A 26,148-nucleotide genomic window follows, 5' to 3' on the forward strand; every position below is an offset into this window, starting at 1 on the left:
CGGCGTACAATGCGACTTCATCCGCAGTGAACAGAAGACACCCCATGGCCCGTTCCAAAAGCAGTAACCGCTGGCTCGAAGAGCACGTCAACGATCCCTTTGTGAAACAAGCACAGCTGGACGGCTACCGCTCCCGTGCCAGTTACAAACTGCTGGAGATCAATGACAAGGATCGTTTGATCCAGCCCACGGCGCTGGTGGTGGATCTGGGCTCGGCACCGGGCGGCTGGTCGCAGGTATCCACCAAACTGGTGGGCCATAAGGGTCGGGTGGTGGCGTCGGATATCCTGCCGATGGACGTCATCGCCGGGGTTGAATTTATCCAGGGCGACTTCACTGAGCAGGCGGTGTTTGACCAGATCATGGCCACGCTGGATGGCGCCCTGGCAGATGTGGTCATCTCCGACATGGCGCCCAACATCAGTGGCGTGAACGCAGCGGATCAAGCGGCCTCCATGTATCTGCTGGAGCTGGCACTGGACATGGCCTGCCAGGTGCTCAAGCCCAAAGGCAGTTTTGTCGCCAAGGTGTTCCACGGCGAAGGCTATGACAGTTATGTCAAAGCCGTTCGGCAATTCTTTGACAAGGTGGTGGTGCGCAAGCCGGACTCCTCAAGGGCGCGCTCCCGGGAAGTGTACCTGGTGGCCAAGGGCTTCCGGGGCGCTTGAGGCGGCATAGACTGTTCCCCGCCTCAACCATCGATCTTGGCGAGAGAAGCCGCCAGGGTTTCAACGCGCTGATTGGTTTCAGCCACCAGCTTGTCGATCTCGCCTGCCGAAACACTGGATTTTCTGGCAAGGGTGCGTACTTCATCCGCCACCACGGCAAAACCACGGCCTGCTTCGCCCGCGCGAGCCGCCTCGATGGCAGCGTTCAGCGCCAGAAGATTGGTTTGATCCGCTATGGTGTTGATGGTTGAAAGTATACCGCTGATCTGATTGCTGACCTGGAGTACGGATTGCATCGCTTCCTGGGTTTCACTCAGCGCTATATGCCGGTCGGTGATGTCGATGCCAAAGAGCACGTATCGTCGAACATCGCCATTAAAGTGCTTCAAGGCCGCAACCTGGTAGTCCAAAGCCAGAGGCGGCATGCCAGCGAGTTCGACGGCAGCTTTGCCGCTGAACTCATCATGGCTGCGCAGCGTGTTGAGGTTGTCAGGGGTCAGTGTTGACCACAGCGCCTTTGCGATCTGTGCCGCTTGGCCCTTACCTTCAAATTTATCCTGAAGCAACCGATTGGCAGATAAAAAGCTACCATCCGGATTGAACTCCATAGTGATCATGGATTGTTCAATGACCTTCAAGCGTCGGGTGAAGTCGACAGTCTCCTGCTTGCTTCGGGTAATGTCGGCCTCAACCGAGATCAAGCGTTCAACCCGGCCCCGGTCATCGAAAACCGGCGCGATGGAAAGCGACACCCAGTAGGGTGTGCCGTTCTTATGATAGTTGAGGATTTCGATGTAAAAAGGCTCTTGGCGATCCAGGTGGTAGCGAATAGCCTTAACCGTCTCTGGATCTGTGTCCTTGCCTTGAAGCAGCGGGCCGGGTTTCTTCCCACGAGCCTCTTCGAGGCTGTAACCGGTAAGCTTTTCGAAACCGGCGTTGATGTATTCAATCTTGCCGTTGCCATCGGTAATCAGTATGCCGCTGTTGGCCTGGTCCGCAACCAGAGACAACATCTCCATTTTTTCCCGTTTCTCTACCTCTTCGGTAACATCTTTAAAAAACGCTGTGTAAGTAATGCGGCCATCAAACTTGATTTTGCTGATGGCGGCCTGCCCCCAAAGCCAGGATCCGTCTTTGCGCGGAACGGTAATCTCACGATAACTGCCGACAATTCGATTCTCGCCGGTATCTCTGTTCCGGTTAACAAAGCCGTCGTGCTGCGACTGTATATTGGCGGGAACCAACATCTTCACATTTTTGCCCAACACTTCGGAGCGGTTATAGCCCCACATAGCCTCGGCAGCTTTGTTGAAGAACGTGACGTTGTTGTGCTCATCAATAGAGACAACGGCATCCATCGCCTGCTCAAGAGTCTGGTTCATCATCTCACGGGCATAACGCTCGTCAGTGATATCGCGCGCAACGATAGTGTGCTTTAAAGAGCGGCCACCCTGAACGTGCGAAACCGCCAGTTCCGCCCAGAAAATCCGACCATCCGAATGAGTAAGCTGCACTTCACGCACCAGCTTGTCTTTGGTACTGGTCAGGTTGAGGTCGGAGGTTTTGAACAGCTTTGATGACGGTTGGCCGAGGATGCTGGCTCGAGTGTATCCCCAGAGATCCTCTGCCGCGGCATTGAAAAGGGTTACCAGTCCACCCTCATTGATCGTCACTATCGCTTGAGGCGCCTGTTCCAGGGCTAGAGTATGCGGAGATTTCGAAAACAAGCGTGATAGAAAAAGCATGAAATGTGAACCCTGTGTTGAATAGAGCCAAGCTTGTTGTCGCGTGCGTAAAGCATTGCCGTGAAAGCTGGCCGATGATAGTGAGTGTCGGCTGAACAAGTTAAAACTTGAGCACAACAATACGATCGCAATTCAACACTCGGTTCACAGGCTAAGGCTCCCCTCGGCCCATGCCTTCAGGTTATCGCCGTGAGTTTCACGCTCATTCGGGTGTAGCCGCGCACAAAATTTGATTGCACATACTCAGGTTCATCCAACACCTCGATGTCATCAAAACGTTTTAGCAGCTCTTCCCACAGAATGCGCAACTGCATTTCCGCCAGGCGATTACCCATGCAGCGGTGCACCCCAAACCCGAACGACAGATGCTTACGGACGTTCTTGCGATCAATGATGAACTGGTCCGGGTCTTGCTCAAAGGCTCGTTCATCGCGATTGCCGGAGGCATACCACATCACGACTTTGTCGCCCTTGTTGATGGTCTGTCCGTTCAACGTCACATCTTCTTTGGCCACCCGACGCATATAGGCCAGCGGCGTTTGCCATCGAATGATTTCTGAGACCATGTTGGGAATCAGGCCGGGGTTCTGTTTCAGTTTGGCGAATTCATCCGGGAACTGATTGAGCGCCCACAGGCCGCCGGTCATGGAGTTACGGGTGGTGTCGTTGCCGCCGACGATCAACAGTGCCATGTTGCCCATAAACTCCATGGGCCGGTTGATCATGGTTCGGGTGGTGGCATTGGCTAACAATAAGCTGATCAAGTCGAACCCGGGCTCTTCGCCGGCCGCTATGCGGGCTTCCTTGTCGCGCCACAGTGATGACATATTACTGGCGATATCGGCGGCGACGTCAAAGGCTTCAGCTGTATTGGAACTGCCGCCCGTTGCCTCTGGCGGGCTTGCCGCCACGTCGGACCAATAGGCCAGCTTGTGGCGCTGTTCAAACGGAAAATCAAACAACGTTGCCAGCATGCGTGAGGTGAGATCAATGGATACGTTCTGTACCCAATCAAACGGTTCGTTGACGGGCAGGCGGTCCAGGACATCGGCTGTGCGGCTACGAATCAGGTTTTCCATTTGCGCCAGATTTTTCGGCGCCACTACACCCTGCACAGCCTGACGCTGTGCATCATGTTTGGGCGGGTCCATCGCAATAAAGGTTTCTAGCTCCAGCCCTTCGGGCTGCGGTCCGATAGTGATGATCGGCTCGGCGGAAAAGAGGTCATGGTGGGTGTCCACGAACATAATGTCTTCATAACGTGTCACCGACCAGAACGGGCCGAACGGGCTGGACTTCTGGAAGTGCACTGGGCATTCATCCCGCAGCCGCTTGAAATAGGAGTGCCATAGACCTTGCCGATACAGGAACGGGTTACTGACATCGATGTCTTGTAGCGCCAGTGTCGACACATCGGGCAGCGGGACCTCGCTAAAAACCGGTATCGGCCGGGCCTTTCCGGCGCGTTGCTTCAGGCTCTGAAAGGCGTGGGCGCCTCTGATCTGCCAGTGCAGGGGGATAACCGACGTGGCTTTGTCCAGGGCTGGCTGGATAACCGGTTCAAGCAGGGGTTTCAGTAGGTTCATGCAACACCTCTGGGGTCATTGTTGTATATCAGGCGGTCCGGAAAATTTGACGTCGAACCCTGGCGTTGTCATTCACATCTGGAATTCCGGTAGCCGCACAATCAGTCCGTCCAAAGATTCCGAGAGGGTTACCTGGCAGGACAAGCGCGAGGTATCGGTGATCTCCGGCGTCAGTCCCAGCATGCCCTGCTCATCGGCATTGATGCCGCCGGTGGCCTGCACCCAGTCTTTATCAACGATCACATGGCAGGTGCCGCAGGCACAGGCACCGCCACAATCCGCATCGATCCCGGGTATGCCGTTCTCTACCGCGGCCTGCATCAGGGATTGGCCCACTTCGATGTCCACGACATGTTCCGTGCCGCTGTGTTCAATAAAGGTAATTCGGCCCATAGACACCTCGTCTGTGTTGTTTCAGGGAACTCGCCTGTGTTGCTTCAGGGTATAAGTACAGTGAGGCCAGATTACGTGCTGCGCCGGGTTGGGGGCAGGTCATTACTTGACATGACGGGGTCATTTAAAGACACTCCGATGGAGCGACGTTTTCTGGCGTAATCCAGTGATTGAACGCCCACTAACGGATACAACAATAATGATGCGTGTAATCGACCCGAACCTGGCGTGTATTCCCTCCAATTACAGCCGTTTGATCGCCCGGGAGCTGGGTTTGCAGGCGCGAGACGTGTCCGATTTGTTGGCGATGACGCAACTGTCGGTCGATCAGTTCTTGCAGGAAGACACCTTGCTCACGCCGCCACAGCAACTGCGTATTCTGCAGAACAGTTTGCGGCTGGCGAAGGACCCGGCGTTTGGCTTGCGCCTGGGGCAGCGCCTGACCTCCCCCACGCATGGCGCGATGGGTTTTCTGGTGAACAGCAGCCCGGACTTACTCACTGCACTCAGGGCGTTTCAGGCTTTTCTTCCGATCCGAATGAACCTTGCCCGGCTTGAGTTAGTGACGAATGGCAACTGGCTCGAGGTGACCTGCTCATTTGATATGCCGGTTAACGAGGAACTGCTGCGAGTATTGAGTGAAATTGCGGTTGTTATCTTTTTTGACAGCGCTGAGTTTATTGTCGGCCGCCCGGTGGAGGAGGTGGTCAGCTGCTTTGTCCACAAAGAGCCCGCCTACAGTGAGCGTTATGCCGATCATATCCCCGGGCCCATCGAGTTCGGGGCCAACGCCCTGTTACTGAAAATTCCCCTCAACGTATGCAAGGTGCCGAACGCTTCTGCCAATCATGAAAACTATATGATGGCACTGCAACAGTGCGAAACCATGCTGGCGCAACTGCACCCCAGTGAGAAAACCTGCAAATACCAGGTCCAGAAAATGATGCTGTCGCACCCACCCGGAGTACTGAGCGAGGAAGAAGCCGCGGCGGCGCTGTTTATCTGCAAGCGTACGTTGGCGCGACGGCTGAAAGATGAAGGCAGTAGTTTCCGGCAACTTCGAGATGAGATCCTGTCGCAACAGGCGGTTGGGTATCTGCGTGATAGCAGAATGTCTGTTGAGGCCATGGCAGAGTTGTTGAACTATCACGACAGTGCCAATTTCCGGCGGGCGTTCAAGCGGTGGTTTGGCGTGACGCCGGATGAGTATCGGCGCCGGAACCAGGGTTGATTATTGGGCTGAGAAAGGAGGCCGGACTCAGGTCAATTCACGTATTCTCGCGCAGCTGAACTACGCTAGACAGATGCGATAACGGAGGACTTCTGCATCCTCTTCGTGGATCCATTCAATCCTGTGACCGGTCAGTTCACACAATAACTGCAGGTCGCGACGACCGCTGGGATCATCGGCCAGAAACTCAACCTGCGTGCCGCTCGGTAAATTCTGAGTGCGTTTTTTAAAACGCAAAATGGGGAGGGGGCACACCAGGCCGATGGCATCGATCTGGAGTACCCCTTGATCCAAGGCTGAGTAATCAGTCAAGTCGTACACTCGACTCACTACTGTATTGCTCGGCTGAAGACCAACCGAACTGATCCAGAACGATCGGCGCCAGAGCCGCGATCACCAAGGCTGCCACAAATCCCAGAAGCATGACTTTCACGATGATTCCCCCTTGTCCTGTTTGCCCAGACGCTCTTCAACCCACAGGTCATGGTGTTGGCGAGCCCAGGCTAAATCAACCTGACCGTTACCCATGGCATCGAAAGCACCTTCCATACCGACTGAGCCGATGTAAATGTGTGCAATGATGGCCAGCATCATCAGGAACGCCACAATCGAGTGCCAGAGGTTGGCGTATTGCATCTCTTCATGGGGTGCCAGAACGGTCGGGAAATCAGTTCCCAAAATGCTGTTGATGATGTCGAAAGTCGCTGCAAACATCGGCATTTCAAACGGGAACAACAGCGATAGGCCCGACAGTGAAACGGAGGCGCCCAGCAACATGACCGTCCAGAAAATAATTTTCTGACCAGCGTTGAACTTCTTGGATGAAGGGTGGGACTTGGTGAAAATACCGCCGCCCGCCTTAAGCCATTGCCAATCCAGCTTGTTGGGGATGTTATGGGCCACCCACATGCAGAATGTCATCACCAGACCCAACATGAAGGACCAGGCAATGTTGTTGTGAAGCCACTTTGAGCCGACCGCCAGCGTCGAATAGGCGTCGTTCCCGATCACCGGGATCAGGAAGCTGCGGCCCATCAGTGTGAGCAGTCCGGTCAGGGCCAACACGATAAACGAGCCAGCTAATAGCCAATGGCCAAAGCGTTCGATGGCCTTGAATCGTTCAATCCGGGTGCCTGATGGGCCGCCGTCGATCATGATTCTGCCGCGTACAAAGTAAAAGACTACCAGCAGGAGCACGAAGCCCAGGATTGCGCCACCGCCATAGTTAATGACAGGCCCCCCCCGTAACTTGTACCAGGAGATGCCTCCGTCCTGGATCATGACGTTGGTTGCGGGCCCCCGGACCTGCGTGCGGGCGTCATTCTCGTTGTAGCGAACGCCGCGCCAGACGTCGGCATCAGAGCGCCCGCCACGGGTCCCCAATTGATCATTGACCGCCGCCGCATTGGCTGGATCACCCAGGTTTTCTGATCGGAAAGACTCGTCGACTTTCAACTGCTGTTGACGAGCCATGATGTCTTCCAGGGTTTGAGCGCCCCCGGTAGCCGTTCTATCGACCGGCGGAGCTTCGTCCGCCAGGGTCGGGTTGACCATCAGTGCCGTCATTAAAAGCGCGACGACACTGAATATTTTTAGGTTCATGAGTGCACTCCAGCGGAATCAACAAAAAGAATTCGGTGCCTGAATCAATTCCGGGGCCCTGAGGCCCCGGAACAGTCAGTCAGGCCGATTTAAGCGCCCTTCTTCTCGTAGGCTGTGCCCCATCCCCATGCGCCTGAACCGAAACCACGGTTCACCACACGCTGGCGATAGATGTCTGCCACGTCGTTACCATCACCGGCCAACAGCGCTTTGGTCGAGCACATTTCTGCACAGATCGGCAGCTTGCCTTCCGCAATACGGTTGCGACCGTATTTGTTGAACTCGGCTGTGGAATTATCTTCTTCGGGACCGCCTGCACAGAACGTACATTTGTCCATCTTGCCTCGGCTGCCAAAGTTGCCCGCCTGGGGGAACTGGGGCGCGCCGAAGGGGCAGGCGTAAAAACAATACCCACAACCAATACACAGATCCTTGGAGTGCAACACGATTCCGTCTTCAGTCTGGTAGAAGCAGTCTGTCGGGCAGACGGCCATACAGGGCGCGTCTGAACAGTGCATGCAAGCTACCGAGATCGAACGCTCTCCGGGTTTACCATCATCGATGGTTACCACACGTCGACGGTTAATGCCCCAGGGGACTTCATGCTCATTCTTACAGGCCGTAACGCAGGCATTGCATTCGATGCAGCGTTCGGCGTCGCAAAGAAACTTTGCGCGTGCTTGTCCTTCAAGTGCCATGTTATACACCTCTTATTATGCTGGCGAGATCGCACACAGGGTGCACTTGGTCTCTTGCATCTGCGTGACCGAGTCATACCCGTATGTCTGAACCGTGTTAGTGGACTCACCCAGCACATAGGGATCAGCACCTTTGGGATACTTATCCCTCAGGTCCTTACCTTCCAGGTGTCCGCCGAAGTGGAACGGCATGAAGGCTACGCCTTCGCCGACGCGCTCGGTGATCATCGCCTTTACCTTGATGCGTGCGCCTTCAGGGCCAGAAACCCAGACGTCGTTGCCATCACGGATGTTCAGGTTATTCGCATCGCGCGGATTCACCTCGATGAACATGTCCTGCTGCAGTTCCGCCAGCCAGGGGTTTGACCGAGTCTCATCACCACCACCCTCATATTCAACCAGTCGGCCTGAAGTCAGAATGATGGGGAAGTCCTTGCTGAAGTCCTTCTTCTGAATGGACTCGTACAGGGTCGGAACCCGCCAGAAGTGCTTGTCGGCATAGGTCGGGTAGTCTTCCACCAGATCACGACGGCTGGTGTACAGCGGCTCGCGGTGAAGCGGTATGGGGTCCGGGAAGTTCCAGACAATCGTGCGGGCTTTGGCGTTACCAAAGGGTGCGCACTCGTGCTTGATCGCCACACGCTGTATGCCGCCTGACAGATCGGTCTTCCAGTTGGTGTCGGCACCTGACACCGCATCAATGCTGGCACGTTCCTCGGCGGTGAGGTCTCCGTCCCAGCCCAGGTCCATCAGCATCTGCATGGTGAACTCAGGGTAGCCGTCCTTGATTTCGGAGTTCTTTGAATAAACGCCGTCAGCAAGCAAGCTCTCGCCATCGCGCTCGACGCCAAACCGGGCCCGGAACGTGAGGCCGCCTTCGGATACCGGCAACGACATATCGTACAGGTTGTGCGTTCCCGGATGATTCATCTCGGCGGTGCCCCAGCATGGCCACGGCAAACCGTAGGTATCACCGTCGCAGGGTCCTCCCACCGCTCGCAGGGTAGTCCTGTCAAAGTGATGCTGGTTCGCCATGTGCTTTTTGAGGCGCTCGGGCGATTGGCCGGTATAGCCGATGGTCCACATGCCTCGGTTGAATTCGCGTGTGATGTCCTCGATTACCGGCTCGTTGCCTTCAATTGCAATGTTGCGGAACATACGATCGGTAAAGCCGAACTTGTCAGCAAACAGTTTGATGATTTCGTGGTCGACCTTCGAGTCAAACAAAGGCTCGATGACCTTTTCACGCCACTGGAGCGATCGGTTGGAAGCGGTTACTGAACCCGTGGTCTCGAACTGGGTTGTTGCCGGTAACAGGTAGGCACCGTCCTTGCGATCGTGCAGCACCGCTGACACGGTGGGGAAAGGATCCACGACGACCAGAAGGTCCAGCTTTTCCATGGCCTCCTTCATTTCCAGCATACGCGTCTGCGAGTTGGGCGCGTGGCCCCACAGAACCATCGCCCGGGTGTTGTCGGGCTGGTCCAGGTTTTCCTTGGCTTCCAGAACACCATCGATCCAGCGAGACACGGTGATGCCCTTCTCGTTCATCATGGCTTTGGACTTGCCGCTCTTGTCCATCACGGCAAAGCGACCCTTCAGCCAGTCCATGTCCTCTTCCCAGACTCTTGCCCAGTGGGCCCAGGAGCCAGCGGTCAGGCCATAGTAGCCCGGCAAGGTATCGGCCAGAACGCCCAGGTCGGTGGCACCCTGCACGTTGTCGTGTCCGCGGAAGATGTTGGTACCGCCGCCGGCCACGCCCATGTTACCCAGAGCCAACTGCAACACGCAGTACGCACGGGTGTTGTTGTTACCGTTGGAGTGCTGAGTGCCGCCCATACACCAGATGACAGTGCCGGGACGGTTGTTGGCCAGAGTGCGCGCTACACGCTCAAGTTGCGCACCCGGTGCACCGGTAACGCGCTCTACTTCTTCAGGATTCCAGCGTTTAACCTCTTCACGGATTTCGTCCATACCGTATACGCGGGTACGGATAAACTCTTTGTCTTCCCAACGGTTTTCAAAGATGTGCCAGAGCAGGCCCCAGATCAGCGCGACGTCTGAGCCGGGGCGGAAACGCACGTACTCGTCAGCATGAGCCGCAGTACGGGTGAACCGCGGATCACAGACAATCAGCGGCGCATTGTTTTCTTCTTTGGCTTTCAGGACATGCAGCAGCGACACCGGGTGGGCTTCTGCGGGGTTGCCGCCGATGATGAAGATCGCTTTGGAATTGTGAATGTCGTTGTACGAGTTGGTCATCGCACCGTAGCCCCAGGTGTTGGCTACGCCGGCTACCGTTGTTGAGTGACAGATCCGGGCCTGGTGATCGACGTTGTTGGTACCCCAGTACGCAGCAAACTTGCGATACAGATAGGCCTGTTCGTTGTTGAACTTCGCGCTTCCCAGCCAGTAGACCGAGTCCGGACCGCTTTCTTCGCGGATTTGCAACATCTTGTCGCCGATCTCGTTGATCGCCTGATCCCACGGAATTTTCTGCCACTGGCCGTTGACCATTTTCATCGGATATTTCAGGCGGCGTTCACCATGGCCGTGTTCCCGCACCGAGGCGCCCTTGGCGCAGTGAGAGCCCAGATTGAACGGGCTGTCCCAACCGGGCTCCTGGCCGGTCCAGACGCCATTCTGAACCTCAGCCTCGACCGTGCAGCCGACCGAGCAGTGCGTACACACGGTTTTTTTGCGCACGACTTCGGCACCCGCCGTTGACGGGGTTGCCGCCTTGACGCGCGTCGACGGCAGCGACAAAGCCGCCAGGCCGCCAACTGCGACGCCGGAAGCGGCCAGGAATCCCCGGCGGTCCATCGTCGTTGCAGCGAGGGATGAAAGTAAAGATCCCGCACGGGAGCCTTTCGCTACCCCGTTGGTTTTCTTCCTCAACATGTCTCGTACCTCTCTATTTTTATTCTCGTTTTCCTGGAAATGCAGTCATCCAAGAGCCTTTCGCAACCTTGAATGACTTACCTTTCCTCAAAAGCGAGCCGATTCCAGATATTTGCGCGTGTGTTCAGTGTCACGTAGACCGCGGCTTTCAGGAGCGTCTTTGACAACGACCTCGGCTGCGGCGTTCGGTGCTACTGCCACGGCAACGGCAGCTGGAACTGCAGCTGCTGCCATCCGCAAGAAGCGGCGACGGCTGTTATCACGCTGTTGGTTGTCCATAGGACACCTCCACCTGGGTTAAGGGATCAGGTAGATCCCGGTTATTGAAGTGCAAACGCATCGGCTTCTACGTCCATGAAAGCCCGCCCCAGCGAGCCCACCGGCGCATAGAAGACCGCAGTTTGCGCTTTCTCCAAATCGCTAAAAAACAATAATGCCCACTTTGCCAGATGCGCATCAAAAAAGGCTTTCTGTGAAACAAGGTCACTGTCGCACTCGAACTCGCCGGTGATGATTCCCGCCATGATTTCACACAGCGTGCCTATATGATCTTCAGGTTCTTTAACATCGTCAGAGGTTTTGATCCCCCTGGCCATCAGATCACCACGCAAATCCGCAAGGGGCTTTTCATTCAGAAACCCGGTCAGGTAATAACTGGCGAAGGGCAGTAGTTCACCACGGCCGACGCCTACGAACAGATTGTTGTATTCCCGGTTGGCGTTTTCCGGCGAAGTGCGCTCGGCAAGAGCAGCCAGAGTTCTGGATGCGGATCCCAGAGCAGTGTCACCACCTTGCAAGGTTGTCAGACCACGAAGAAGCTCATTCGAAGGTGGGCCGCCCAACAGGGTGCCCAGTAACTGATACATTTGAGCACGCGCGCGATCTTCATCTGCGATAGAGCGAGGGCACTGAATTTCAGCGGTGTTAGCCAAGTCTTTGTCCTTAGAGCTATTTTTGTAGGTTGCTCACAGTTTTAATGATCGTATATCTGGTTAAGTTTAGTATAATTAACCTGACCCGGGGGAAATATGCGTCCGGGCACCCATTATTCGAAACGCATTCGGGGGCGATAGCTCGGTTCAGCCTCAGCAAGCGCAGGTTCGACCTGGCGGGTAGTGGCGGAGCCCACAGCGATTTCGGGCTCTGACCGCTCGGTTAAGCTCTCATCTGGCAGGGTTTCAGCTACCTCTGAAGGGCTGTTTGTCTCCGGGGACCCGTCAAGCGCCTGAATCTGGCCGTCGATTTCCGCACCGGCCTTCTCTTCAACCTTCGGCGTTCTATCAAACCCCTGGCCTACCTTGTACAGGGTCTGTATCGCTTTGCCTGTGTTGGCGGCGTCGGTAAAATCTTCATCGTAATCATTGAGCCCGTCCAGTACCGCCAGCACGGGATTTGATTTCCAGAGTGAGCGCAGGGCCTTGCGTCGCAGGAGCTCGGGAATCTCTTTTTGCATGAACCCTTTGATGTCGGTGCCGAGCTCGATGGCATTTGGGTCGGGCAAGTCGTACTTCTCCAGCACCTCGATCTCAGTCAGGGTCTCATTGATGATGAGTTCCTGCTCTTCAGGCGATAACTCGGGCTCAACCGTCTGAGGCGGGGCAAGCTCAGGCTCTTTGCTGGCGTTGGCTTTTTTGCGCGACCAACGCTGTAAGCGTGACTCAGCCATCAGTGCACTCTCGGTTTTTTCATGTTGGAGGGCGCACGGTAAACATCGCTCTGTTGACGAATGCGTGCGTCGCCTTTGCCGTCTTCGATAGCATCAACATTTATTTCGTCACGACGACGTTTCTTGAAAGGCTCTTCGATGTAGTGCAGGTCGATAAATTCTTTGATCCAGGCCGCCAGGGACTCGGGAATCGGAACCGCTTCGACGATGCTTTCGCCACTGTCCAGACTATCCAGGGCGTCATGGGCGCTGGCGGTAATGGCGCTGACGACCCATCCTGATGGAGACTGATGGGTCTGATCCTTATCCATCACCACCCAGACGGAGGGGGTGGCCATGTTCAGGGATACAAGGTACCCCTCGACATCAGCGCGGAACAGCTCCATGGTGACAGTGCCGGCGTGGAAATCGACCATCTCGCCATCACGTACCAGTTCTTTCCAGAATGCTTCCGGTGCGCCCGGGATAACAGCCACTGGCTTCCAGGTGTCCCGTGCCCATTGGGTGACGCCCGGCGACCGACGAACGACGGCACCGATTTTTAACTCGCGCTTCCAACTTTCTGTATTACGGCTCATGAAGGCTCTCTATACTGCGGCTCATGACAGCGCTCGGACTTAAGAAGTTAGCAGAGCGCAAGCAATTATCCAATTATCCAATTGTCGAAGGATAAATGGGTATGTCATCCTCAACCGGCATTCAATACGTACACGTACAAAAATAACGTAAAGAGCAAAAATCTGATGACGGCACACAAAACCCTATTGTTATGCACCTGCGACAAAACTCAGTCCTTTAACTCTGAGGCGTTGCAAGCGGCCGCAGCGGCTGAGCAGGTGGTTGTGGTGGATCAACTGTGTGGCACCGAGATGGAGGTTGCGGCCAAGCACCTGGGCGGTAGCAACGAACTGCTTATTGCCTGTGGCCAGCAGGCCGCCCTGTTCGAACGGTTAAGCGAAGACGTACAGGCTGAGATTCAGCATTCCGCGCCGATGAGAGCCATCGATATTCGGGATCGTGCTGGTTGGAGTTCATCAACTGCGAATCCCAGGCGCGTGCACGCCAAGCAGGCCGCCTTGATCGCCGCGGCCCAGTTACCGGCCCCTTCAGCGCCCGTGAAGACAATCCAGTCCAGCGGTGTGTGTTGCATTGTTGGGCCCACCGAGCAAGCCGTGCGAATGGCCGAGCTGGTGCAGGACGAGCTGGGCGTGACCTGCATCGTGAATGATGCCGGGCCGATACAGTTGCCCTCCGCTGGTTACGACGTCGCCAGAGGTCAATTGACGTCGGCCCGTGGTGCGCTGGGCAATTTCAAGCTGGAGTTTGCCCAACTGCAAGCCTTGAATCCCGCGGGTCGCGGTTCCCTCAGTTTTGGCGAGGTGAAAGCCACCGCCCGAAGTGAGTGTGATGTATTTATTGATCTGCGTGGTGGCGCTCCAGCGTTTCCCAGCTATCAGAAGCGCAATGGCTACTTCTGGGCTGACCCGGCCAAGACCGGAGAGCTGGAGCGTATCGCGCTGACCGCCAGGGACCGGGTCGGTGAGTTCGAGAAAACCGTGTATTTCAATCTGGAAACCTCCCTGTGTGCGCATTCGCGGGCGAATCAGTCCGGTTGCACCCGCTGCCTGGACGTTTGCCCCACCGAGGCGATTTTTTCCTTTGGAGAGCACGTACAGATCGATTCCGATATCTGTGCAGGTTGTGGATCTTGTGCGGCGGTCTGCCCGACGTCAGCCGTGACCATGAACGAAACCCCCTTTGAGGCCATTACCCTAGTCCTGGAGGTCATGGCCAAGGCCTATCGCGAACACACCGGTGAAGCTCCGCGGCTGGTTTTCCACACCCTGGGTGTGGGGGCAGACTCCATGGCCTTCCTGGCACGATACTACGATGGGGTGGCGGATGATCTGATCCCGATGGGCCTCGAGCATATCGATCGTATCGGCCACGCCGAGATACTGGCCGGATTTGGCGCAGGCTACGCTGAAGTGCTGATTCTGGCGGACAACGAGACAGACCGCCGGGCTGTTACCGCTGAAGTCGAGCTGGCTCAGGCCATGCTTGCAGGTACCAAAAACTCACCCAGCCGAGTCCGTGTGATCGCCGCCGAGCAACTTGGCGAGGTTGGGGACAACGCCGGGCGCGTGAGTGATCCGGTTCTGCTGGTCGGCGGTCGCCGTGATGTCACACGCGTCACCGTCGCCGCGATGGCGGACAAAATCGAAGCGCCGATACCGCTGCCAGTGGGAGCACCCTACGGCGCGATCGAGATCAATTCTGACAAATGCACGCTCTGCCTGGCCTGCGTATCACTGTGTCCTACCGGAGCGCTGGGCGACCATCCGGACCGGCCGGAAGTTCAGTTCACGGAAAACGCCTGTGTTCAATGCGGCGTTTGCGAGAGTACCTGTCCCGAGACCGCCATCACACTGAAACCCCAGTTGGATCTATCCAAGGCCGCGCTGAGTGCTCGGGCACTGCACGGCGAGGAACCGTTCGAATGCATCAAATGCGGCACGCCCTTTGGCGTTGCCAGCACCATTAACCGAATCGTTGAGAAACTGGAAAACCAGCACTGGATGTATACCAAGTCTGATAATGTCCAGCTCATCAAGATGTGCGATAACTGTCGAGTCAAAGCTCAATTTCACGGGGATGCCGCGCCCATGGCGAAGGGCGAGCGCCCTCGGGTTCGTACAACTGATGACTACCTCGACAGCTGAACGCTAAACAGGACACAACATGGTTCAATATACTGAGGTTGGCAAACCCAACTTGATTGGTACCGACGCACCCCGGCCGCAGGACAAAAACCCGAAGGGCATTAATCGCATCATTGCTATTGCCTCGGGTAAGGGCGGCGTAGGTAAATCCACTGTGGCGTCCAACCTGGCCGTTGCGTTGGCGTCGAAAGGTCTCAAAGTGGGGTTGTTAGACGCCGATGTCTACGGACCCAGCCAGCCACGAATGATGGGGGTTTCAGGTCGCCCGTCCAGCCCCGACGGCCATACCATCCTGCCCCTGCGCAATCATGGTGTGACGTTGATGTCGCTGGGTCTGATGGCTCCGGATGGCGAAGCTATCATCTGGCGCGGACCTATGCTGATGGGAGCGTTGGAACAGATGATGAACCAGGTGGACTGGGGCAGGCTCGACGTGCTGTTGGTAGACCTGCCCCCGGGCACCGGTGATGTGCAGATGACCCTGAGCCAGAAGTTCTTTGTTGCCGGCGCGGTTGTGGTCTCAACACCCCAGGACATTGCCCTGATGGACGCGCGCAAAGGCATCGACATGTTCAACCGGCTGGACGTGCCGCTGTTTGGTCTGATTGAAAACATGGCTTCGTTTGTCTGCGACGGTTGCGGTAAAGAGCACCATCCCTTTGGCTCCGGCGGCGCCCGGGCTGAGGCAGAAAAACTCGGAGCGCCCTTCCTGGGTGAAATTCCGCTGGATCTGGATATTCGTATTGGTTCGGACGGCGGCGTTCCGATTGTGGTGTCAAAGCCTGATAGCCCTCAGTCCCAATCTTTCCAGCGCATTGCCGATGAAATAATCGCCTCTGATATCTACGCCCGAGCCATCCTATGACCGAGTCGCCCCATTTCCCGCCACTATTAAAGGGTGAAGCCGTACCCAGGCACACGGATCCTTTCGATAAGGCCGTCAGCCAGGCTATTGCCGGGGTCGATTCAGGCACGATTTTTTACTCTGAGGCGGGCGACGTTTTGCGTGCGGCCCTGGTGCTGGCGCCGGAGACGCCTCTGGAAGAGGCTATTCAGGCCGTTTACGTGGCCCAGATCGGCTTGGCTGAGAGTCTGGGCGCGCTGGCCCCGCCCGAGGTGCCGGTATTTTTTCAGTGGCCGGATCGCATCAAGGTGAATGGTGCGGTTTGCGGTGGCGTTCGCTATGCGGCGGACGTGTCAGATCCCGGGGCGCAACCAAACTGGCTGGTGATTGGTATCGATGTACCCTTTATACCGGTGAGCGATGAGCCAGGGAAGAACCCGAATCAAACCTGTCTGTTTGAAGAAGGCTGTGGCGAAATCGAACCCATGGCGCTACTGGAAAGCTGGTCAAAACACACGCTTCTGTGGCTGACCTATCTCATGGACAGCGGTTTCGAGCGTGTACACAACGAGTGGCGGCCACGCTGCGACGACCTGGGCAAAGAGATTGACCAGCCCAGACCCGGCATCTTCGTTGGGCTGGATGAAAAAGGCCGGATGCTGGTGCGCCAGGGCGTCATGACCGAAACAGTGAGTCTGATCGAATTCGCGGAGCACACATGAAACTGGCCCGAACCCTGCGCCTGGATATATCCGATGAAAATGTGTTTGAGCAGCCGGCTCCCAGTGGTGAATGGGCCATTTCAGGCGGCTTTGAATTTTCCAACTGGACCGAAGCGGATCTGAAAGGTAAGGCCCGACAGGCCTTTACTAACGGCTGGTACAGCGTTGAATCGGGCGGCCGCGCCAGTTTTGTTGGCGTTTCCAACATCACCGAAGCCGAACTGGAGCAGTTGCGCCAGACCCTGGCGCAAACTTTCGTCGAGCTTTACGGCGCACCAGATATTGACGCTGCCTACCCGGTGGCTTGCGAAGAAATCGACCAGATGCGCCGGATGTGTGAGGACTTCGACGAGAATACCCTGCTGATGGTCAGCCGAACACTGACCCAGTTAGGCGTTGAGGAAACCTACCGCTCACGAGCCCCGCAAGACGCCTCGCTGGAGGCCTTTGCGGTGCACGGCGGTTATGAGTGATGATGCTCTGAGCTGATTACAGGCCAAAACTGGCGTAGGGAATAAAGCGCACGGAGGTTCCCGGCTCTATTTGCTGAGCGCTCTCGTCCAGCTCCACCATGCCTTCGGACCAGGCTAAACCTGTCACCCGGCCCGAGCCTTCGGAGCCAAAAACCTCAACCTGGCCATCCCGGACTCGAGCGCGCAACATCTCGCTGCGCCCGGGCTTCTTGTTCTTGGAAAAATTGGCGGGCATCACGAAAGCCTGGGGTTCAAACCACTCACCGCCTGCCAGCAGCGACATCGCCGGCGCGCCAAAGCGCAGCGCACAGACCCAGGCCGCCACCGGATTTCCCGGCAAACCCACCACGGGTGTCCCCTGGAACATGGCCAGCGCCAGGGGGCGGCCCGGCTTGATCGCGATGCGCCAGTTGCTGATTTCACCGTGGGCTTTCAGTGTTTTCGACACGTGATCCTCGTCCCCTGCGGAAACACCGCCACTGGTCAGGATCAGGTCGCACTGCTCGGCGCCGCGCGCCAGCGCCACTTTGACGTCCTCGGCCCGGTCCAGTACATGGCCCAGGTCCACCAGCTGATAGCCCAGCTGCGTCACCAAAGCGCTCAGCATCGGGCGGTTGGCATCATAAATTTGCCAGTTGGTAACGGGGGAGCCGACGGGTTTAACCTCGTCGCCCGTGGACAGCACGCCAACACGCAGACTCTGATAGACGTCAACCGACTCGACGCCGACACTGGCGAGCACTGAAATCTGGGTAGGACTGAGGCGGGTTCCGGCGGTGAGAATTTGGTCCCTGACCTGGATGTCCTCGCCGGCCAGGCGTCGATTGGCGCCTGCCTTTAACGTGCCGTTCAGATGGAGCTGGCCATCGACGACCTCGCAATCCTCTTCCAGGACCACCGTGTCCGTACCTGCCGGTATCACCGCTCCGGTGAGGATGCGGATAGCGTGGCCTTCGGGCACCTGACCGGTGTAGGGCTCGCCGGCGGCACTGCGGCCATCAACGAGAGGCAGTAAGCAGGGGACGTCGGTCAGAGGGCCGGCAAACGCATAACCATCGACTGCCGAATTGCTGCTAGGGGGATGGGCTCGTGGCGCATAGACATCGCCAGCCAGTATGCGGCCATTCAGCTGCGACAGCGGAACGTCATGATCCACACCCACCACCGGGTGCAATCTTGAACGTAACCTTTCCAAGGCCTCGTCCACCGGCGTCCAGTTCACCCCGGGGGGCAGAGCAAAACAGTCGTTACGAAGCGGTTTCATGGTGGTCCCGTTACTGGTTGTAGCGTTTATGGTCGGTTACGGTTCAGAATAAAGTCAGTGATTCCGGGCACATCGTTTATGTCGAAAACGGGGCCCGAAAAATCCGTAGCGTAGTCTGCTGCGACCGCAACAATGCTGGTGTCCTGCGGATACAGTGGGGCGTGCGAGCTGTCCCGCCGGTGCACTTCAATTTTGGGGTGCGAGTGGTTCTTGAAGCCCTCTACCACCACCCAGTCGCAGGGGCCAAGTCGGGCCAGTAACTCATCCAGTGTCGGCTCGTTGGCACCCCGGAGCTCATGCATGATGGCGAAGCGTTGACCGCCCGCCAGGATGACCTCTTGGGCGCCGGCCTCCCGGTGCTTGTAGCTGTCGGTTCCGGCTTGATCCACATCCACCCTGTGATGGGCATGTTTGATCGCGTTGACGGCTAAACCTCTGCTGGATAACTCCCGAATAACTGCACTGGCCAGAGTGGTCTTGCCCGAATTTTTCCAGCCCACGATGCCGATAACGTTCACTTGAGATGCTGCTCCGCCCAGGCCAGATCATCCGGCGTGTTAATATTAAAAAAGTCGTCCGGTCCAAAAATGACCAGCGTCTCGCCCTGGGCCTGAGTCCATTGGCGAATCTTGCGCACACCGTCGTTCAGGGCGGCTCTCAGATCATGGCGCAACGCCACCGGCCAGCGGCCAAACGTCGGCTGTGGAATACGGCCGCGCTCCGGATCCGGCGTCGCCGCCAACACCACGGGGGTATCGTGGCCGGTTAGCCGTTCTGCCAGATCCAGTGGGAACGAAGGGGTATCCGCGGCGACACTGATCAGCCACTCATGGCCCTGTTCGGCAGCCCAATCCATGCCCGCCAGCACACCCGCCAGTGGGCCTGGAAAATCGCCGATAGAGTCGGCCATTACTGGCAATCCCAAATCATCAAAACGACTCAGGTCCCCGTTGGCATTCAATACCACGGCGTCGACCTGCGGCGTGATTCGATCGATAACCCGCTGGATCAGTGACTGGTCACCCAGCATGAGCCTGCCTTTGTCTCCGCCGCCCATGCGGTTTGCCTGGCCACCTGCCAGAATGACAGCGCATTGAGTCATGCTGTGCCTCCGTCAATCATGTTGAGCGCCTTTGCGACGCATTTTTTTGTCGTCATCCGGAACCTGCGACAGGTCCTGATCGAATACCAGGCGATGCTGGCCACTGAGGCAGGTGAACTTTTTGCCTCGCATCCGTCCGATCAGCGTTAACCCGACCTGCTGGGCAATATCCACACCCCAGGCGGTAAAACCCGACCGACTGATCAGGGTCGGGATGCCCATCAGGGCGGTCTTGATCACCATTTCGGAAGTCAGGCGGCCAGTGGTGTAGAGAACTTTATCGGCCGCCGGGATGTCATTTAAATGCATCCAGCCAGCAATCTTGTCGACCGCGTTATGGCGCCCGACATCCTCCATGTAGGCCAGTACCTGAAGCCCCTGACACAGAGCGGAACCATGAATGGCCCCGGTTTCCATATACAGGCTGGGCGTGTGGTTAATCTGATAAGAAAGGTCGTAAAAGGTGCTGGTGTGCACCGGGGTATCCGGCAGTTTCAGCCCGTCAAGCCCGGCCATCATGTCGCCAAACACCGTCCCCACAGCGCAACCCGAAGTGCGGGTTTTCTTTTCCAGTTTATCCTCGACATTCGTCACATTTGCGGTGCGGACGACGGCGACTTCCAGCTCTTCATCGAAATCAATCCCGGTCACCTGGTCGGTGTCACGCAGCATGCCCTGATTCAGGAGAAAGCCGAGTGCCAGATACTCCGGGTGATCGCCGATGGTCATGGCGGTGACGATTTCCTGGCTGTTCAGATAGATGGTCAGAGGGCGCTCTTCGATCACGCTGATCGATTTGGACTGACCGTGTTCATCAACGCCCTCAACAGTGCGGGATAGCCGAGGATCAGTCGGGTTGGGTAGAAGGGTTGTAATCATCATTTCAACTCGATCGAACTGTTTAGATTATCGTTGGCATTCGGGAAAAATAGCTGCTTACCTTCAACCTGGTAGGAGCCAATGGCAGCTTGTCCGGTTTCGGACAATAGCCATTGTGTAAAGGTTTCCGCTGCTTCTCGATTCACGTTGGGACACTTGTCTGCATTGACGGGGATAACACCGTATTGATTGAACAGGGCGGGTTTACCCTCAAATAAAATGGTGCTGTCCTGTTTGTTGGCAAATGCGATCCAGGTGGCTCGGTCAGTCATTACATAGGCGCCAAGGCTCACACCGGTATTCAGGGTTGCGCCCATGCCGCTCCCGGTTTCAAGGTACCATTGACCCGATCCTGTGTCAGGATCGATGGCGGCCGCCTGCCATAATGAGCGTTCTTTCTTGTGTGTTCCCGAATCATCACCACGTGAGGCGAATTTAGCACCGGCTTGTACGATTCGAAGCAGAACTTCATTGACGTCGCGGGAGCCTGCCACATTTGCCGGATCGGCTTCGGGTCCAATGATGACAAAGTCGTTGTACATAAGGTTGCGGCGGTATTCGCCATAACCTTCAGCGACGAATGTTTCTTCGACAGACCTGGCGTGAACCAGGAGCATATCACCATCACAGCGCATGGCATTATTGATGGCCTGGCCCGTGCCCACAGCGACAATATTCACCTGAACACCGGTATCCTTTTTCAGTATTGGTAACAGGTAGTCGTACAGGCCACTATTTTGGGTCGAGGTGGTGGACTGAACGATGATGGTGTCGGCCAGTGTTTGGGTGCTGAATGTTAACGCAATCAAGAGGACAAGGTGTTTCATAGTCGTTTTATATAGCCGTGAGTTACAACAGAATTTCACCGGCTAAATAGGCTTTAGCCACCGGGGTTTCGGGCGCGGTAAAAAACTGATTCGCCGGACTCTGCTCGGCTACCTGCCCGCCAGATATAAATACGACATCATCGGCCAGACGTCGAGCCTGACCTTGGTCGTGGCTGACCAGAATAACCTTGGTTCCCTGGGCGCTCTGGGTTTTGACCAGGGACTCAATCAACAGGACCGAGGCGGGGTCCAGGCTAGCCGTGGCTTCATCCAATAGCAATAACGCGGGCTTGCTCAACAGGGCTCGCGCCAGGGCCAGTCGTTGTTGTTCCCCACCTGACATCATACGGGCCGGTTGGTCGGCTCGATCAGCAAGGTGAACGGACTCTAACGCCCTGAGCAATCGCTGGGGCTCGGATCTGGCAATTTCCGGTACGGCAAAAGCCAGGTTCTGGAGAGCCGTTCTTCGCAGTAGTACCGGGTGCTGGAAGACCATGGCCTGCTGGTCGCGACTGTCAGTCACGCTCAGCTGACCCAATGTAATCTGCCCCTGATCCGGTTTGATCAAACCGTGCAAACAACGAAGCAGCAAGGTCTTGCCGGCGCCATTCGGGCCCATAATCACGGTGATGCCGGGTTCACCAATTGTCAGATTGATGCCTGCCAGCACGGCTCGATCGCCTTTAACAAGACGCAGGTCGCTGATACGTATAGGCAAGAGCGGGCTAGGCATATTGGCGCTTCGCCGCGTATTCACGGACACCGATCACCAGTGCATTGATCAGCAATGACAGCACCAGTAACACGGTGCCCAGGCTCAAGGCCAGGGTGAGGTTGCCTTTCGAGGTTTCCAGCGCAATGGCGGTGGTCATGACGCGGGTCAGATGATCAATATTGCCGCCGACGATGATGACGGCGCCAACTTCGGCGATGGCCCGGCCGAAGCCCGCCAGAATGCAGGTGGTCAGTGCATAGCGCGCATCCACCAGATAGGCCACCACGGCGCGGCGGCCGGTGACACCCATCGAGTAAAAGGTATCGCGGTATTCCTGATGAAGATTCTCGATCACCTGATTCGACAAAGCCGCAATAATCGGGGTGATCAGCACCGCTTGCGCGATGATCATGGCGGAAGGCGTGTACAGCAGACCCATCCACCCGAGCGGTCCGGACCGCGACAGCAGCAAATACACCAGCAGTCCCACCACCACCGGGGGCATGCCCATCAGGGCATTCAGCACAAGGATGCAGAATTTCCGGCCTGGAAACTTGGTGATCGCCAGCCAGGTGCCTAGCGGTAAGCTGATGACTGCGGAAATAGCCAATGCGATCAGGCTGACACGGATGGATAGCCAGAGAATTTCAAATAAATCTGCGTCCAGCGTGATAATGAGTCGAAAGGCTTCAGCCAACGCGTTCATTTATTATTGTAGTCCTGCAGTAGTGAGTCGGAAATCGAACGCTCTTTGTCTCTGATTCCCAAGGGCCCGGGGCCACATTGTGTACGCATTTAACAAAAAAAAGGACCAGCGGTTTAACGCAAGTCCTTTTCATTCTGCGCTTTCGCGCAAATCCTTTCCGTTATGGCGCGCCCGGGCGGGTTCGAGTCTCCGACCCCTTAACGTTGCTTCCGGAGACAAGGCCGACAGGAGTTACGTGTCCGCAAACGAGGCAGTTATCGATGCCCGGCGCCTGCTTTCAGCCTTGATTGCGAGCAAGTTTACGCTCCCTTCCGTTGTTTGCAACTGTTAGCTGGGGAGAGAGCCGGGAGCTTGGGCCATGACGTGGATGCTCTGGGGATTTCCGGTTTCTTAAGGGGGGCGATCTTCGGGGCTTTGCCCCGCCTTCGCTTTGCTGCGGCGCCCAAACTGCTGGCGCAGTTTGTATTTCGGCCTGGACGGCCTCACCCCTTCGGGGCCGTCGTCACTGCGTTCTGACGTTCCCTTCGCCTGCATGGCAGGCTTCGGGTCGAACGGAGGTTCTGCATCTGCCCTCAGGCAAACCAGAGTTCCACAAAAAAGCCCACGATCAACGTGGGCTTTTTTGTGGAATATGGCGCGCCCGAGAGGATTCGAACCTCTGACCTCTGCCTCCGGAGGGCAGCGCTCTATCCAGCTGAGCTACGGGCGCATTCGAAACGTTTGATTGCTCGTCAATTTCGAGTGCGCAATCTTACGTGCGCCGGGGGCTTCTGTCCAGCCCCAGCGGACAAGTGGGGCTTCAAATGGTTGGCAGGCGCTGTTCGGGCGTGATGCTGACCAGATCCTTGTCGTTGCTGAAGGTGACTTCGCCATCCTGGATCGACACCTGGAACGCCATGGAGCGCTCAACCAGACCGGCCAGGGCTGCGGTGCTGTCAGCGGGCAGGTCGACAATGGTCAGGTTGCCAAATCGTTCCAACTTGCTATGGTGTTTGTCCCACCACACGGGCACGGCGCGGCCGCCGTAGGTATAGAGAATAACTGTTTGCGCCCGGTTGCAGGATTTGCGTATCCGGTCTTCATCGGGCAGGCCGAGGTCCACCCAGAGTTCGATTTCGCCGGACAGGGATTTCTGCCAGAGTTCCGGCTCGTCATCGGTGCTCAGGCCTTTGGAAAACTCCAGCGTGTCGTTGGCGTTCAGGGCAAAGGCCAGCAGCCGGATCATCATACGCTCGTCGTTCTCCGACGGGTGGCGGGCGATGGTCAGGTGATGATCGCTATAATAGTGCCGGTCCATATCCGCGATATGGAGCGTGGCTTTGAAAATGGTGGCTTTCAGTGCCATTGAGAGTCCTGTGATGTCGTTAGCAGGACAATAGTGTAGAGCAATTTTGACGGGACAGGGCATAGCAGCATGGTGATCTTGCGGGGATTTCTGGTTTTGGTGGTGTTTTTCCTGCTGGGTGAGGCGATTCGTGTGCTCGCAGGCTTGCCCATCAGTGGCGGTGTCTTGGGTATGGTCATGGCGACCCTGACCCTGATGGTGCGTGGCCGGGTGAGCAACGAACTGGCCGCAGCCAGCCAGGGGTTGATTTCGGTGTTGGTTCTGCTGATCACCCCAGGTGTGGTTGGTGTGTTCTTCATCGCCGATCAGTTTTCCGGGCACTGGACCACGGTGGTAGTAGCCCTGGTGATCGGCACCTTGCTGAGCGTGTTCACCACCCTGCTGCTGATGAAGAAAGTGGCCGGCTCAGGCGAGGAGGGAAACAGCCGTGGTTGATCAGCCCGAGATGTTCACTGCCTTGATGTCGGTATGGACCGCCGGCCCCATGCTTTCCATCGCCCTGACCCTGGGGGCGTTTATCGCGGCCCAATGGTTGTTCACCCGTCTTAAACGGCCGCTCTGGATGCCGCCGGTTATGATCGCTGCGCTTATGTTGGCAGCGGTGATTGCCCTGACAGGCCTGGGGTTCGATCGTTACGAACAGGGCGCGCGCTGGCTGACCATTCTGCTGGGCCCGGCCACCGTGGCGCTGGGGGTGCCGCTGTATCAACAGGTGCATCACATCCGGGCGCTCTGGTTGCCGATCCTGGTGACGCTGCCGGTGGCGGCGTCACTGGCGGCGGCTTATGCGCTGGGGATTGCCTGGTTGATGGGCGCAACACCCGAGGTGCTGGCCTCACTGGCGCCAAAATCCGTTACCGCGCCGATTGCGATGGGGATTACCGAAGAGTTGGGTGGCTCCGTCTCCCTGACCCTCGGCGGCCTGCTGATCACTGGAGTACTGGCATCGCTGTTTGTCGACTGGTGCAGCAAGTGGCTGAAGATCACCGATGACAGGATCATCGGCTTTGCTCTCGGGCTTAACGGTCACGCCATCGGCACCGCCAGAGCTTTTGAAATCAGCCACACGGCGGGTGCTTTTGCCTCGCTCGGCATGGGATTGACCGGTGTGTTTACAGCATTGTTTCTGCCCCTCGCTTTTTTGTTGTTCTAAAGGATTTGTTGCGCAATTTCTGCACAAGTGGTTGCAATCCTTGTTCGCAATGATAATAATTACCACTAACATTCTACAGTTGGTGGGAAGCTCTTATGTATGTGTGCTTGTGTTTTGGCGTAACAGACAGAGAAATCCGCAAAGCGGCAGACAACGGCATCAGCTCCATGCGCCAGCTTGGTAAAGAACTGGGGGTGGGGCGCCAATGTGGCCGCTGTGCCTGCACCGCTCGCGAAATTCTCAAAGAGTCCCGCTCACCGGATTACATGGCGCTCGCCAACTTGCTCGCCCAGCCCGCATAATCGACAAAGGGCCAAGGCCCTCTGCCTTTCGGTTTTCGCGGTTTCTCCCTCGCATCAGACATTTTTTATCGCTGCCAAACCGGCTATCCTGATAGCTTACATTGAAGCAAATCAAGGATTCCGGTTATGAAAGGCGATAAGAAAGTCATCCAGTTCCTGAACAAAGTGCTGGCCAACGAGCTGACTGCCATCAATCAGTATTTTTTGCACTCGCGCATGTACAAGGATTGGGGCATCTCAAAACTGGCGGCCAAGGAATACGAAGAATCCATTGATGAAATGAAGCACGCCGACCAGCTGATCGAGCGCGTCCTGTTTTTGGAAGGCCTGCCCAATCTACAGGATCTCAACAAACTCATGATCGGCGAAAATGTTCAGGAAATGATCGAGTGCGATCTTAAACTGGAACACATCGCCCACACCGATCTTAAAGAGGCTATTATCTACTGTGAGCAGGTGCAGGACTTCACCAGCCGCGAACTGTTTCGCAGTATTCTTGACAGCGAAGAAGAGCACATCGACTGGCTCGAAACCCAGCTCGAAATGATTTCCCAGATGGGCATCCAGAACTATATTCAGCTTCAATCCTCTGCCTCGGAGTAA

General features: G+C 56.6%; 30 protein-coding genes and 1 tRNA gene. 10 read left to right on the forward strand and 21 right to left on the reverse strand.

Annotation, left to right across the window (positions count from 1 at the left end; all coding sequences use genetic code 11):
- Positions 1-44 precede the first annotated feature (44 nt).
- Positions 45-668, forward strand: a complete 624-nt coding sequence (gene rlmE, locus C7H08_RS01890) for a 23S rRNA (uridine(2552)-2'-O)-methyltransferase RlmE (protein ID WP_106670059.1) — start codon at positions 45-47, stop codon at positions 666-668.
- Between the two features lie 23 nt (positions 669-691).
- Here the strand turns inward: rlmE and C7H08_RS18465 are convergent, their stop codons facing one another.
- From C7H08_RS18465 to C7H08_RS01905, 3 genes are all read right to left on the reverse strand, one after another.
- On the reverse strand, positions 692-2,413 hold the full coding sequence (locus tag C7H08_RS18465) for a PAS domain S-box protein (RefSeq protein ID WP_106670060.1): 1,722 nt from the start codon (positions 2,411-2,413) through the stop codon (positions 692-694).
- A gap of 176 nt (positions 2,414-2,589) precedes the next feature.
- Positions 2,590-3,999 carry a cytochrome P450 gene (locus tag C7H08_RS01900; protein ID WP_106670061.1) on the reverse strand — a complete coding sequence of 470 codons (1,410 nt, stop codon included), beginning with the start codon at positions 3,997-3,999 and terminating at the stop codon, positions 2,590-2,592.
- Positions 4,000-4,071: 72 nt separating this feature from the next.
- On the reverse strand, positions 4,072-4,392 hold the full coding sequence (locus tag C7H08_RS01905) for a 2Fe-2S iron-sulfur cluster-binding protein (RefSeq protein ID WP_106670062.1): 321 nt from the start codon (positions 4,390-4,392) through the stop codon (positions 4,072-4,074).
- Positions 4,393-4,591: 199 nt separating this feature from the next.
- Here C7H08_RS01905 and cypR point away from each other — a divergent pair, with 199 nt between their 5' ends.
- The gene (cypR, locus tag C7H08_RS01910) at positions 4,592-5,623 is read left to right on the forward strand and encodes a transcriptional regulator CypR (protein ID WP_227663219.1); all 1,032 of its coding nucleotides are present in this window, start codon (positions 4,592-4,594) and stop codon (positions 5,621-5,623) included.
- Positions 5,624-5,683: 60 nt separating this feature from the next.
- On the opposite strand, the gene C7H08_RS01915 is transcribed toward cypR, so the two are convergent.
- The 9 genes from C7H08_RS01915 to C7H08_RS01950 form a co-directional block, all read right to left on the reverse strand.
- Positions 5,684-5,935, reverse strand: coding sequence for a sulfurtransferase TusA family protein (locus tag C7H08_RS01915; RefSeq protein ID WP_106670063.1), 252 nt, complete (start codon positions 5,933-5,935; stop codon positions 5,684-5,686).
- Positions 5,928-6,056 (reverse strand): hypothetical protein, encoded by a 129-nt coding sequence (locus C7H08_RS18470; RefSeq protein WP_265013611.1) that lies wholly within the window; start codon positions 6,054-6,056, stop codon positions 5,928-5,930. Before C7H08_RS18470 ends, C7H08_RS01915 begins: the two co-directional genes overlap by 8 nt.
- Positions 6,053-7,225, reverse strand: a complete 1,173-nt coding sequence (locus C7H08_RS01920) for a formate dehydrogenase subunit gamma (RefSeq protein WP_106670064.1) — start codon at positions 7,223-7,225, stop codon at positions 6,053-6,055. Before C7H08_RS01920 ends, C7H08_RS18470 begins: the two co-directional genes overlap by 4 nt.
- Before the next feature lie 89 nt (positions 7,226-7,314).
- Positions 7,315-7,923: a formate dehydrogenase FDH3 subunit beta gene (gene fdh3B / locus C7H08_RS01925; RefSeq protein WP_106670065.1), complete on the reverse strand. Its 609-nt coding sequence runs from the start codon at positions 7,921-7,923 to the stop codon at positions 7,315-7,317.
- Positions 7,924-7,938: 15 nt separating this feature from the next.
- Entirely contained in the window at positions 7,939-10,824 is a 2,886-nt protein-coding gene (locus C7H08_RS01930; protein WP_106670066.1) for a formate dehydrogenase subunit alpha, read from the reverse strand.
- 87 nt (positions 10,825-10,911) lie between these two features.
- Positions 10,912-11,103 carry a twin-arginine translocation signal domain-containing protein gene (locus C7H08_RS01935; RefSeq protein ID WP_106670067.1) on the reverse strand — a complete coding sequence of 64 codons (192 nt, stop codon included), beginning with the start codon at positions 11,101-11,103 and terminating at the stop codon, positions 10,912-10,914.
- 41 nt (positions 11,104-11,144) lie between these two features.
- Positions 11,145-11,756 (reverse strand): TorD/DmsD family molecular chaperone, encoded by a 612-nt coding sequence (locus C7H08_RS01940; RefSeq protein WP_106670068.1) that lies wholly within the window; start codon positions 11,754-11,756, stop codon positions 11,145-11,147.
- A 113-nt stretch (positions 11,757-11,869) separates the two neighbouring features.
- A complete protein-coding gene (locus tag C7H08_RS01945; RefSeq protein WP_106670069.1) occupies positions 11,870-12,490 on the reverse strand; it encodes a DUF3306 domain-containing protein in 621 nt (206 codons plus the stop codon).
- A complete protein-coding gene (locus C7H08_RS01950) occupies positions 12,490-13,068 on the reverse strand; it encodes a DUF3305 domain-containing protein (RefSeq protein ID WP_106670070.1) in 579 nt (192 codons plus the stop codon). The genes C7H08_RS01945 and C7H08_RS01950 overlap by 1 nt, the downstream gene beginning before the upstream one ends.
- A 165-nt stretch (positions 13,069-13,233) precedes the next feature.
- Here C7H08_RS01950 and C7H08_RS01955 point away from each other — a divergent pair, with 165 nt between their 5' ends.
- From C7H08_RS01955 to C7H08_RS01970, 4 genes are read left to right on the forward strand one after another with little or no spacing between them, the layout of a single operon-like run.
- The gene (locus C7H08_RS01955) at positions 13,234-15,213 is read left to right on the forward strand and encodes a 4Fe-4S binding protein (RefSeq protein ID WP_106670071.1); all 1,980 of its coding nucleotides are present in this window, start codon (positions 13,234-13,236) and stop codon (positions 15,211-15,213) included.
- 19 nt (positions 15,214-15,232) lie between these two features.
- A complete protein-coding gene (locus C7H08_RS01960) occupies positions 15,233-16,078 on the forward strand; it encodes an Mrp/NBP35 family ATP-binding protein (RefSeq protein WP_106670072.1) in 846 nt (281 codons plus the stop codon).
- Complete coding sequence (locus C7H08_RS01965) at positions 16,075-16,779, forward strand: biotin/lipoate--protein ligase family protein (RefSeq protein WP_106670073.1); 705 nt, start codon at positions 16,075-16,077, stop codon at positions 16,777-16,779. The genes C7H08_RS01960 and C7H08_RS01965 overlap by 4 nt, the downstream gene beginning before the upstream one ends.
- On the forward strand, positions 16,776-17,252 hold the full coding sequence (locus C7H08_RS01970) for a DUF6505 family protein (protein ID WP_106670074.1): 477 nt from the start codon (positions 16,776-16,778) through the stop codon (positions 17,250-17,252). The genes C7H08_RS01965 and C7H08_RS01970 overlap by 4 nt, the downstream gene beginning before the upstream one ends.
- Positions 17,253-17,268: 16 nt before the next feature.
- On the opposite strand, the gene C7H08_RS01975 is transcribed toward C7H08_RS01970, so the two are convergent.
- From C7H08_RS01975 to C7H08_RS02015, 9 genes are all read right to left on the reverse strand, one after another.
- On the reverse strand, positions 17,269-18,516 hold the full coding sequence (locus C7H08_RS01975; RefSeq protein ID WP_106670075.1) for a molybdopterin-binding protein: 1,248 nt from the start codon (positions 18,514-18,516) through the stop codon (positions 17,269-17,271).
- Between the two features lie 26 nt (positions 18,517-18,542).
- Entirely contained in the window at positions 18,543-19,034 is a 492-nt protein-coding gene (gene mobB, locus C7H08_RS01980; protein ID WP_106670076.1) for a molybdopterin-guanine dinucleotide biosynthesis protein B, read from the reverse strand.
- Entirely contained in the window at positions 19,031-19,618 is a 588-nt protein-coding gene (gene mobA, locus C7H08_RS01985) for a molybdenum cofactor guanylyltransferase MobA (protein WP_106670077.1), read from the reverse strand. Before mobA ends, mobB begins: the two co-directional genes overlap by 4 nt.
- A 12-nt stretch (positions 19,619-19,630) precedes the next feature.
- Complete coding sequence (locus C7H08_RS01990; RefSeq protein WP_106670078.1) at positions 19,631-20,500, reverse strand: formate dehydrogenase accessory sulfurtransferase FdhD; 870 nt, start codon at positions 20,498-20,500, stop codon at positions 19,631-19,633.
- Entirely contained in the window at positions 20,497-21,324 is an 828-nt protein-coding gene (locus C7H08_RS01995) for an ABC transporter substrate-binding protein (RefSeq protein ID WP_106670079.1), read from the reverse strand. Before C7H08_RS01995 ends, C7H08_RS01990 begins: the two co-directional genes overlap by 4 nt.
- Positions 21,325-21,346: 22 nt before the next feature.
- Complete coding sequence (locus tag C7H08_RS02000) at positions 21,347-22,057, reverse strand: ATP-binding cassette domain-containing protein (protein ID WP_106670080.1); 711 nt, start codon at positions 22,055-22,057, stop codon at positions 21,347-21,349.
- Complete coding sequence (locus tag C7H08_RS02005; RefSeq protein ID WP_106670081.1) at positions 22,050-22,745, reverse strand: ABC transporter permease; 696 nt, start codon at positions 22,743-22,745, stop codon at positions 22,050-22,052. The genes C7H08_RS02000 and C7H08_RS02005 overlap by 8 nt, the downstream gene beginning before the upstream one ends.
- 632 nt (positions 22,746-23,377) lie before the next feature.
- Positions 23,378-23,454 (reverse strand) — tRNA-Arg (locus tag C7H08_RS02010).
- Between the two features lie 90 nt (positions 23,455-23,544).
- Entirely contained in the window at positions 23,545-24,090 is a 546-nt protein-coding gene (locus C7H08_RS02015; protein ID WP_106670082.1) for a YaeQ family protein, read from the reverse strand.
- Between the two features lie 69 nt (positions 24,091-24,159).
- Between C7H08_RS02015 and C7H08_RS02020 the strand changes: the two genes are divergently transcribed.
- The 4 genes from C7H08_RS02020 to bfr all read left to right on the forward strand — a co-directional run bounded on the left by C7H08_RS02020 (position 24,160) and on the right by bfr (position 26,148).
- On the forward strand, positions 24,160-24,525 hold the full coding sequence (locus tag C7H08_RS02020) for a CidA/LrgA family protein (RefSeq protein WP_106670083.1): 366 nt from the start codon (positions 24,160-24,162) through the stop codon (positions 24,523-24,525).
- A gap of 10 nt (positions 24,526-24,535) precedes the next feature.
- Positions 24,536-25,243, forward strand: coding sequence for an LrgB family protein (locus C7H08_RS02025; protein ID WP_106670245.1), 708 nt, complete (start codon positions 24,536-24,538; stop codon positions 25,241-25,243).
- A gap of 95 nt (positions 25,244-25,338) precedes the next feature.
- A complete protein-coding gene (locus C7H08_RS02030) occupies positions 25,339-25,545 on the forward strand; it encodes a bacterioferritin-associated ferredoxin (protein ID WP_106670084.1) in 207 nt (68 codons plus the stop codon).
- Positions 25,546-25,671: 126 nt separating this feature from the next.
- Positions 25,672-26,148, forward strand: a complete 477-nt coding sequence (bfr, locus tag C7H08_RS02035; protein ID WP_106670085.1) for a bacterioferritin — start codon at positions 25,672-25,674, stop codon at positions 26,146-26,148.

Origin of the sequence: Marinobacter halophilus, assembly GCF_003007685.1 — a bacterium.
GTDB classification, from domain to species: domain Bacteria; phylum Pseudomonadota; class Gammaproteobacteria; order Pseudomonadales; family Oleiphilaceae; genus Marinobacter; species Marinobacter halophilus.

Bases quoted from the DNA above. Each gene is read 5' to 3' on its own strand.
- rlmE (WP_106670059.1), top strand. From the start codon at position 45: ATGGCCCGTTCCAAAAGCAGTAACCGCTGGCTCGAAGAGCACGTCAAC.
- C7H08_RS18465 (WP_106670060.1), bottom strand. From the start codon at position 2,413: ATGCTTTTTCTATCACGCTTGTTTTCGAAATCTCCGCATACTCTAGCC.
- C7H08_RS01900 (WP_106670061.1), bottom strand. From the start codon at position 3,999: ATGAACCTACTGAAACCCCTGCTTGAACCGGTTATCCAGCCAGCCCTG.
- C7H08_RS01905 (WP_106670062.1), bottom strand. From the start codon at position 4,392: ATGGGCCGAATTACCTTTATTGAACACAGCGGCACGGAACATGTCGTG.
- cypR (WP_227663219.1), top strand. From the start codon at position 4,592: ATGATGCGTGTAATCGACCCGAACCTGGCGTGTATTCCCTCCAATTAC.
- C7H08_RS01920 (WP_106670064.1), bottom strand. From the start codon at position 7,225: ATGAACCTAAAAATATTCAGTGTCGTCGCGCTTTTAATGACGGCACTG.
- fdh3B (WP_106670065.1), bottom strand. From the start codon at position 7,923: ATGGCACTTGAAGGACAAGCACGCGCAAAGTTTCTTTGCGACGCCGAA.
- C7H08_RS01930 (WP_106670066.1), bottom strand. From the start codon at position 10,824: ATGTTGAGGAAGAAAACCAACGGGGTAGCGAAAGGCTCCCGTGCGGGA.
- C7H08_RS01935 (WP_106670067.1), bottom strand. From the start codon at position 11,103: ATGGACAACCAACAGCGTGATAACAGCCGTCGCCGCTTCTTGCGGATG.
- C7H08_RS01945 (WP_106670069.1), bottom strand. From the start codon at position 12,490: ATGGCTGAGTCACGCTTACAGCGTTGGTCGCGCAAAAAAGCCAACGCC.
- C7H08_RS01950 (WP_106670070.1), bottom strand. From the start codon at position 13,068: ATGAGCCGTAATACAGAAAGTTGGAAGCGCGAGTTAAAAATCGGTGCC.
- C7H08_RS01955 (WP_106670071.1), top strand. From the start codon at position 13,234: ATGACGGCACACAAAACCCTATTGTTATGCACCTGCGACAAAACTCAG.
- C7H08_RS01960 (WP_106670072.1), top strand. From the start codon at position 15,233: ATGGTTCAATATACTGAGGTTGGCAAACCCAACTTGATTGGTACCGAC.
- C7H08_RS01965 (WP_106670073.1), top strand. From the start codon at position 16,075: ATGACCGAGTCGCCCCATTTCCCGCCACTATTAAAGGGTGAAGCCGTA.
- C7H08_RS01970 (WP_106670074.1), top strand. From the start codon at position 16,776: ATGAAACTGGCCCGAACCCTGCGCCTGGATATATCCGATGAAAATGTG.
- C7H08_RS01975 (WP_106670075.1), bottom strand. From the start codon at position 18,516: ATGAAACCGCTTCGTAACGACTGTTTTGCTCTGCCCCCCGGGGTGAAC.
- mobA (WP_106670077.1), bottom strand. From the start codon at position 19,618: ATGACTCAATGCGCTGTCATTCTGGCAGGTGGCCAGGCAAACCGCATG.
- C7H08_RS01990 (WP_106670078.1), bottom strand. From the start codon at position 20,500: ATGATGATTACAACCCTTCTACCCAACCCGACTGATCCTCGGCTATCC.
- C7H08_RS01995 (WP_106670079.1), bottom strand. From the start codon at position 21,324: ATGAAACACCTTGTCCTCTTGATTGCGTTAACATTCAGCACCCAAACA.
- C7H08_RS02000 (WP_106670080.1), bottom strand. From the start codon at position 22,057: ATGCCTAGCCCGCTCTTGCCTATACGTATCAGCGACCTGCGTCTTGTT.
- C7H08_RS02005 (WP_106670081.1), bottom strand. From the start codon at position 22,745: ATGAACGCGTTGGCTGAAGCCTTTCGACTCATTATCACGCTGGACGCA.
- C7H08_RS02015 (WP_106670082.1), bottom strand. From the start codon at position 24,090: ATGGCACTGAAAGCCACCATTTTCAAAGCCACGCTCCATATCGCGGAT.
- C7H08_RS02020 (WP_106670083.1), top strand. From the start codon at position 24,160: ATGGTGATCTTGCGGGGATTTCTGGTTTTGGTGGTGTTTTTCCTGCTG.
- C7H08_RS02025 (WP_106670245.1), top strand. From the start codon at position 24,536: ATGTTCACTGCCTTGATGTCGGTATGGACCGCCGGCCCCATGCTTTCC.
- C7H08_RS02030 (WP_106670084.1), top strand. From the start codon at position 25,339: ATGTATGTGTGCTTGTGTTTTGGCGTAACAGACAGAGAAATCCGCAAA.
- bfr (WP_106670085.1), top strand. From the start codon at position 25,672: ATGAAAGGCGATAAGAAAGTCATCCAGTTCCTGAACAAAGTGCTGGCC.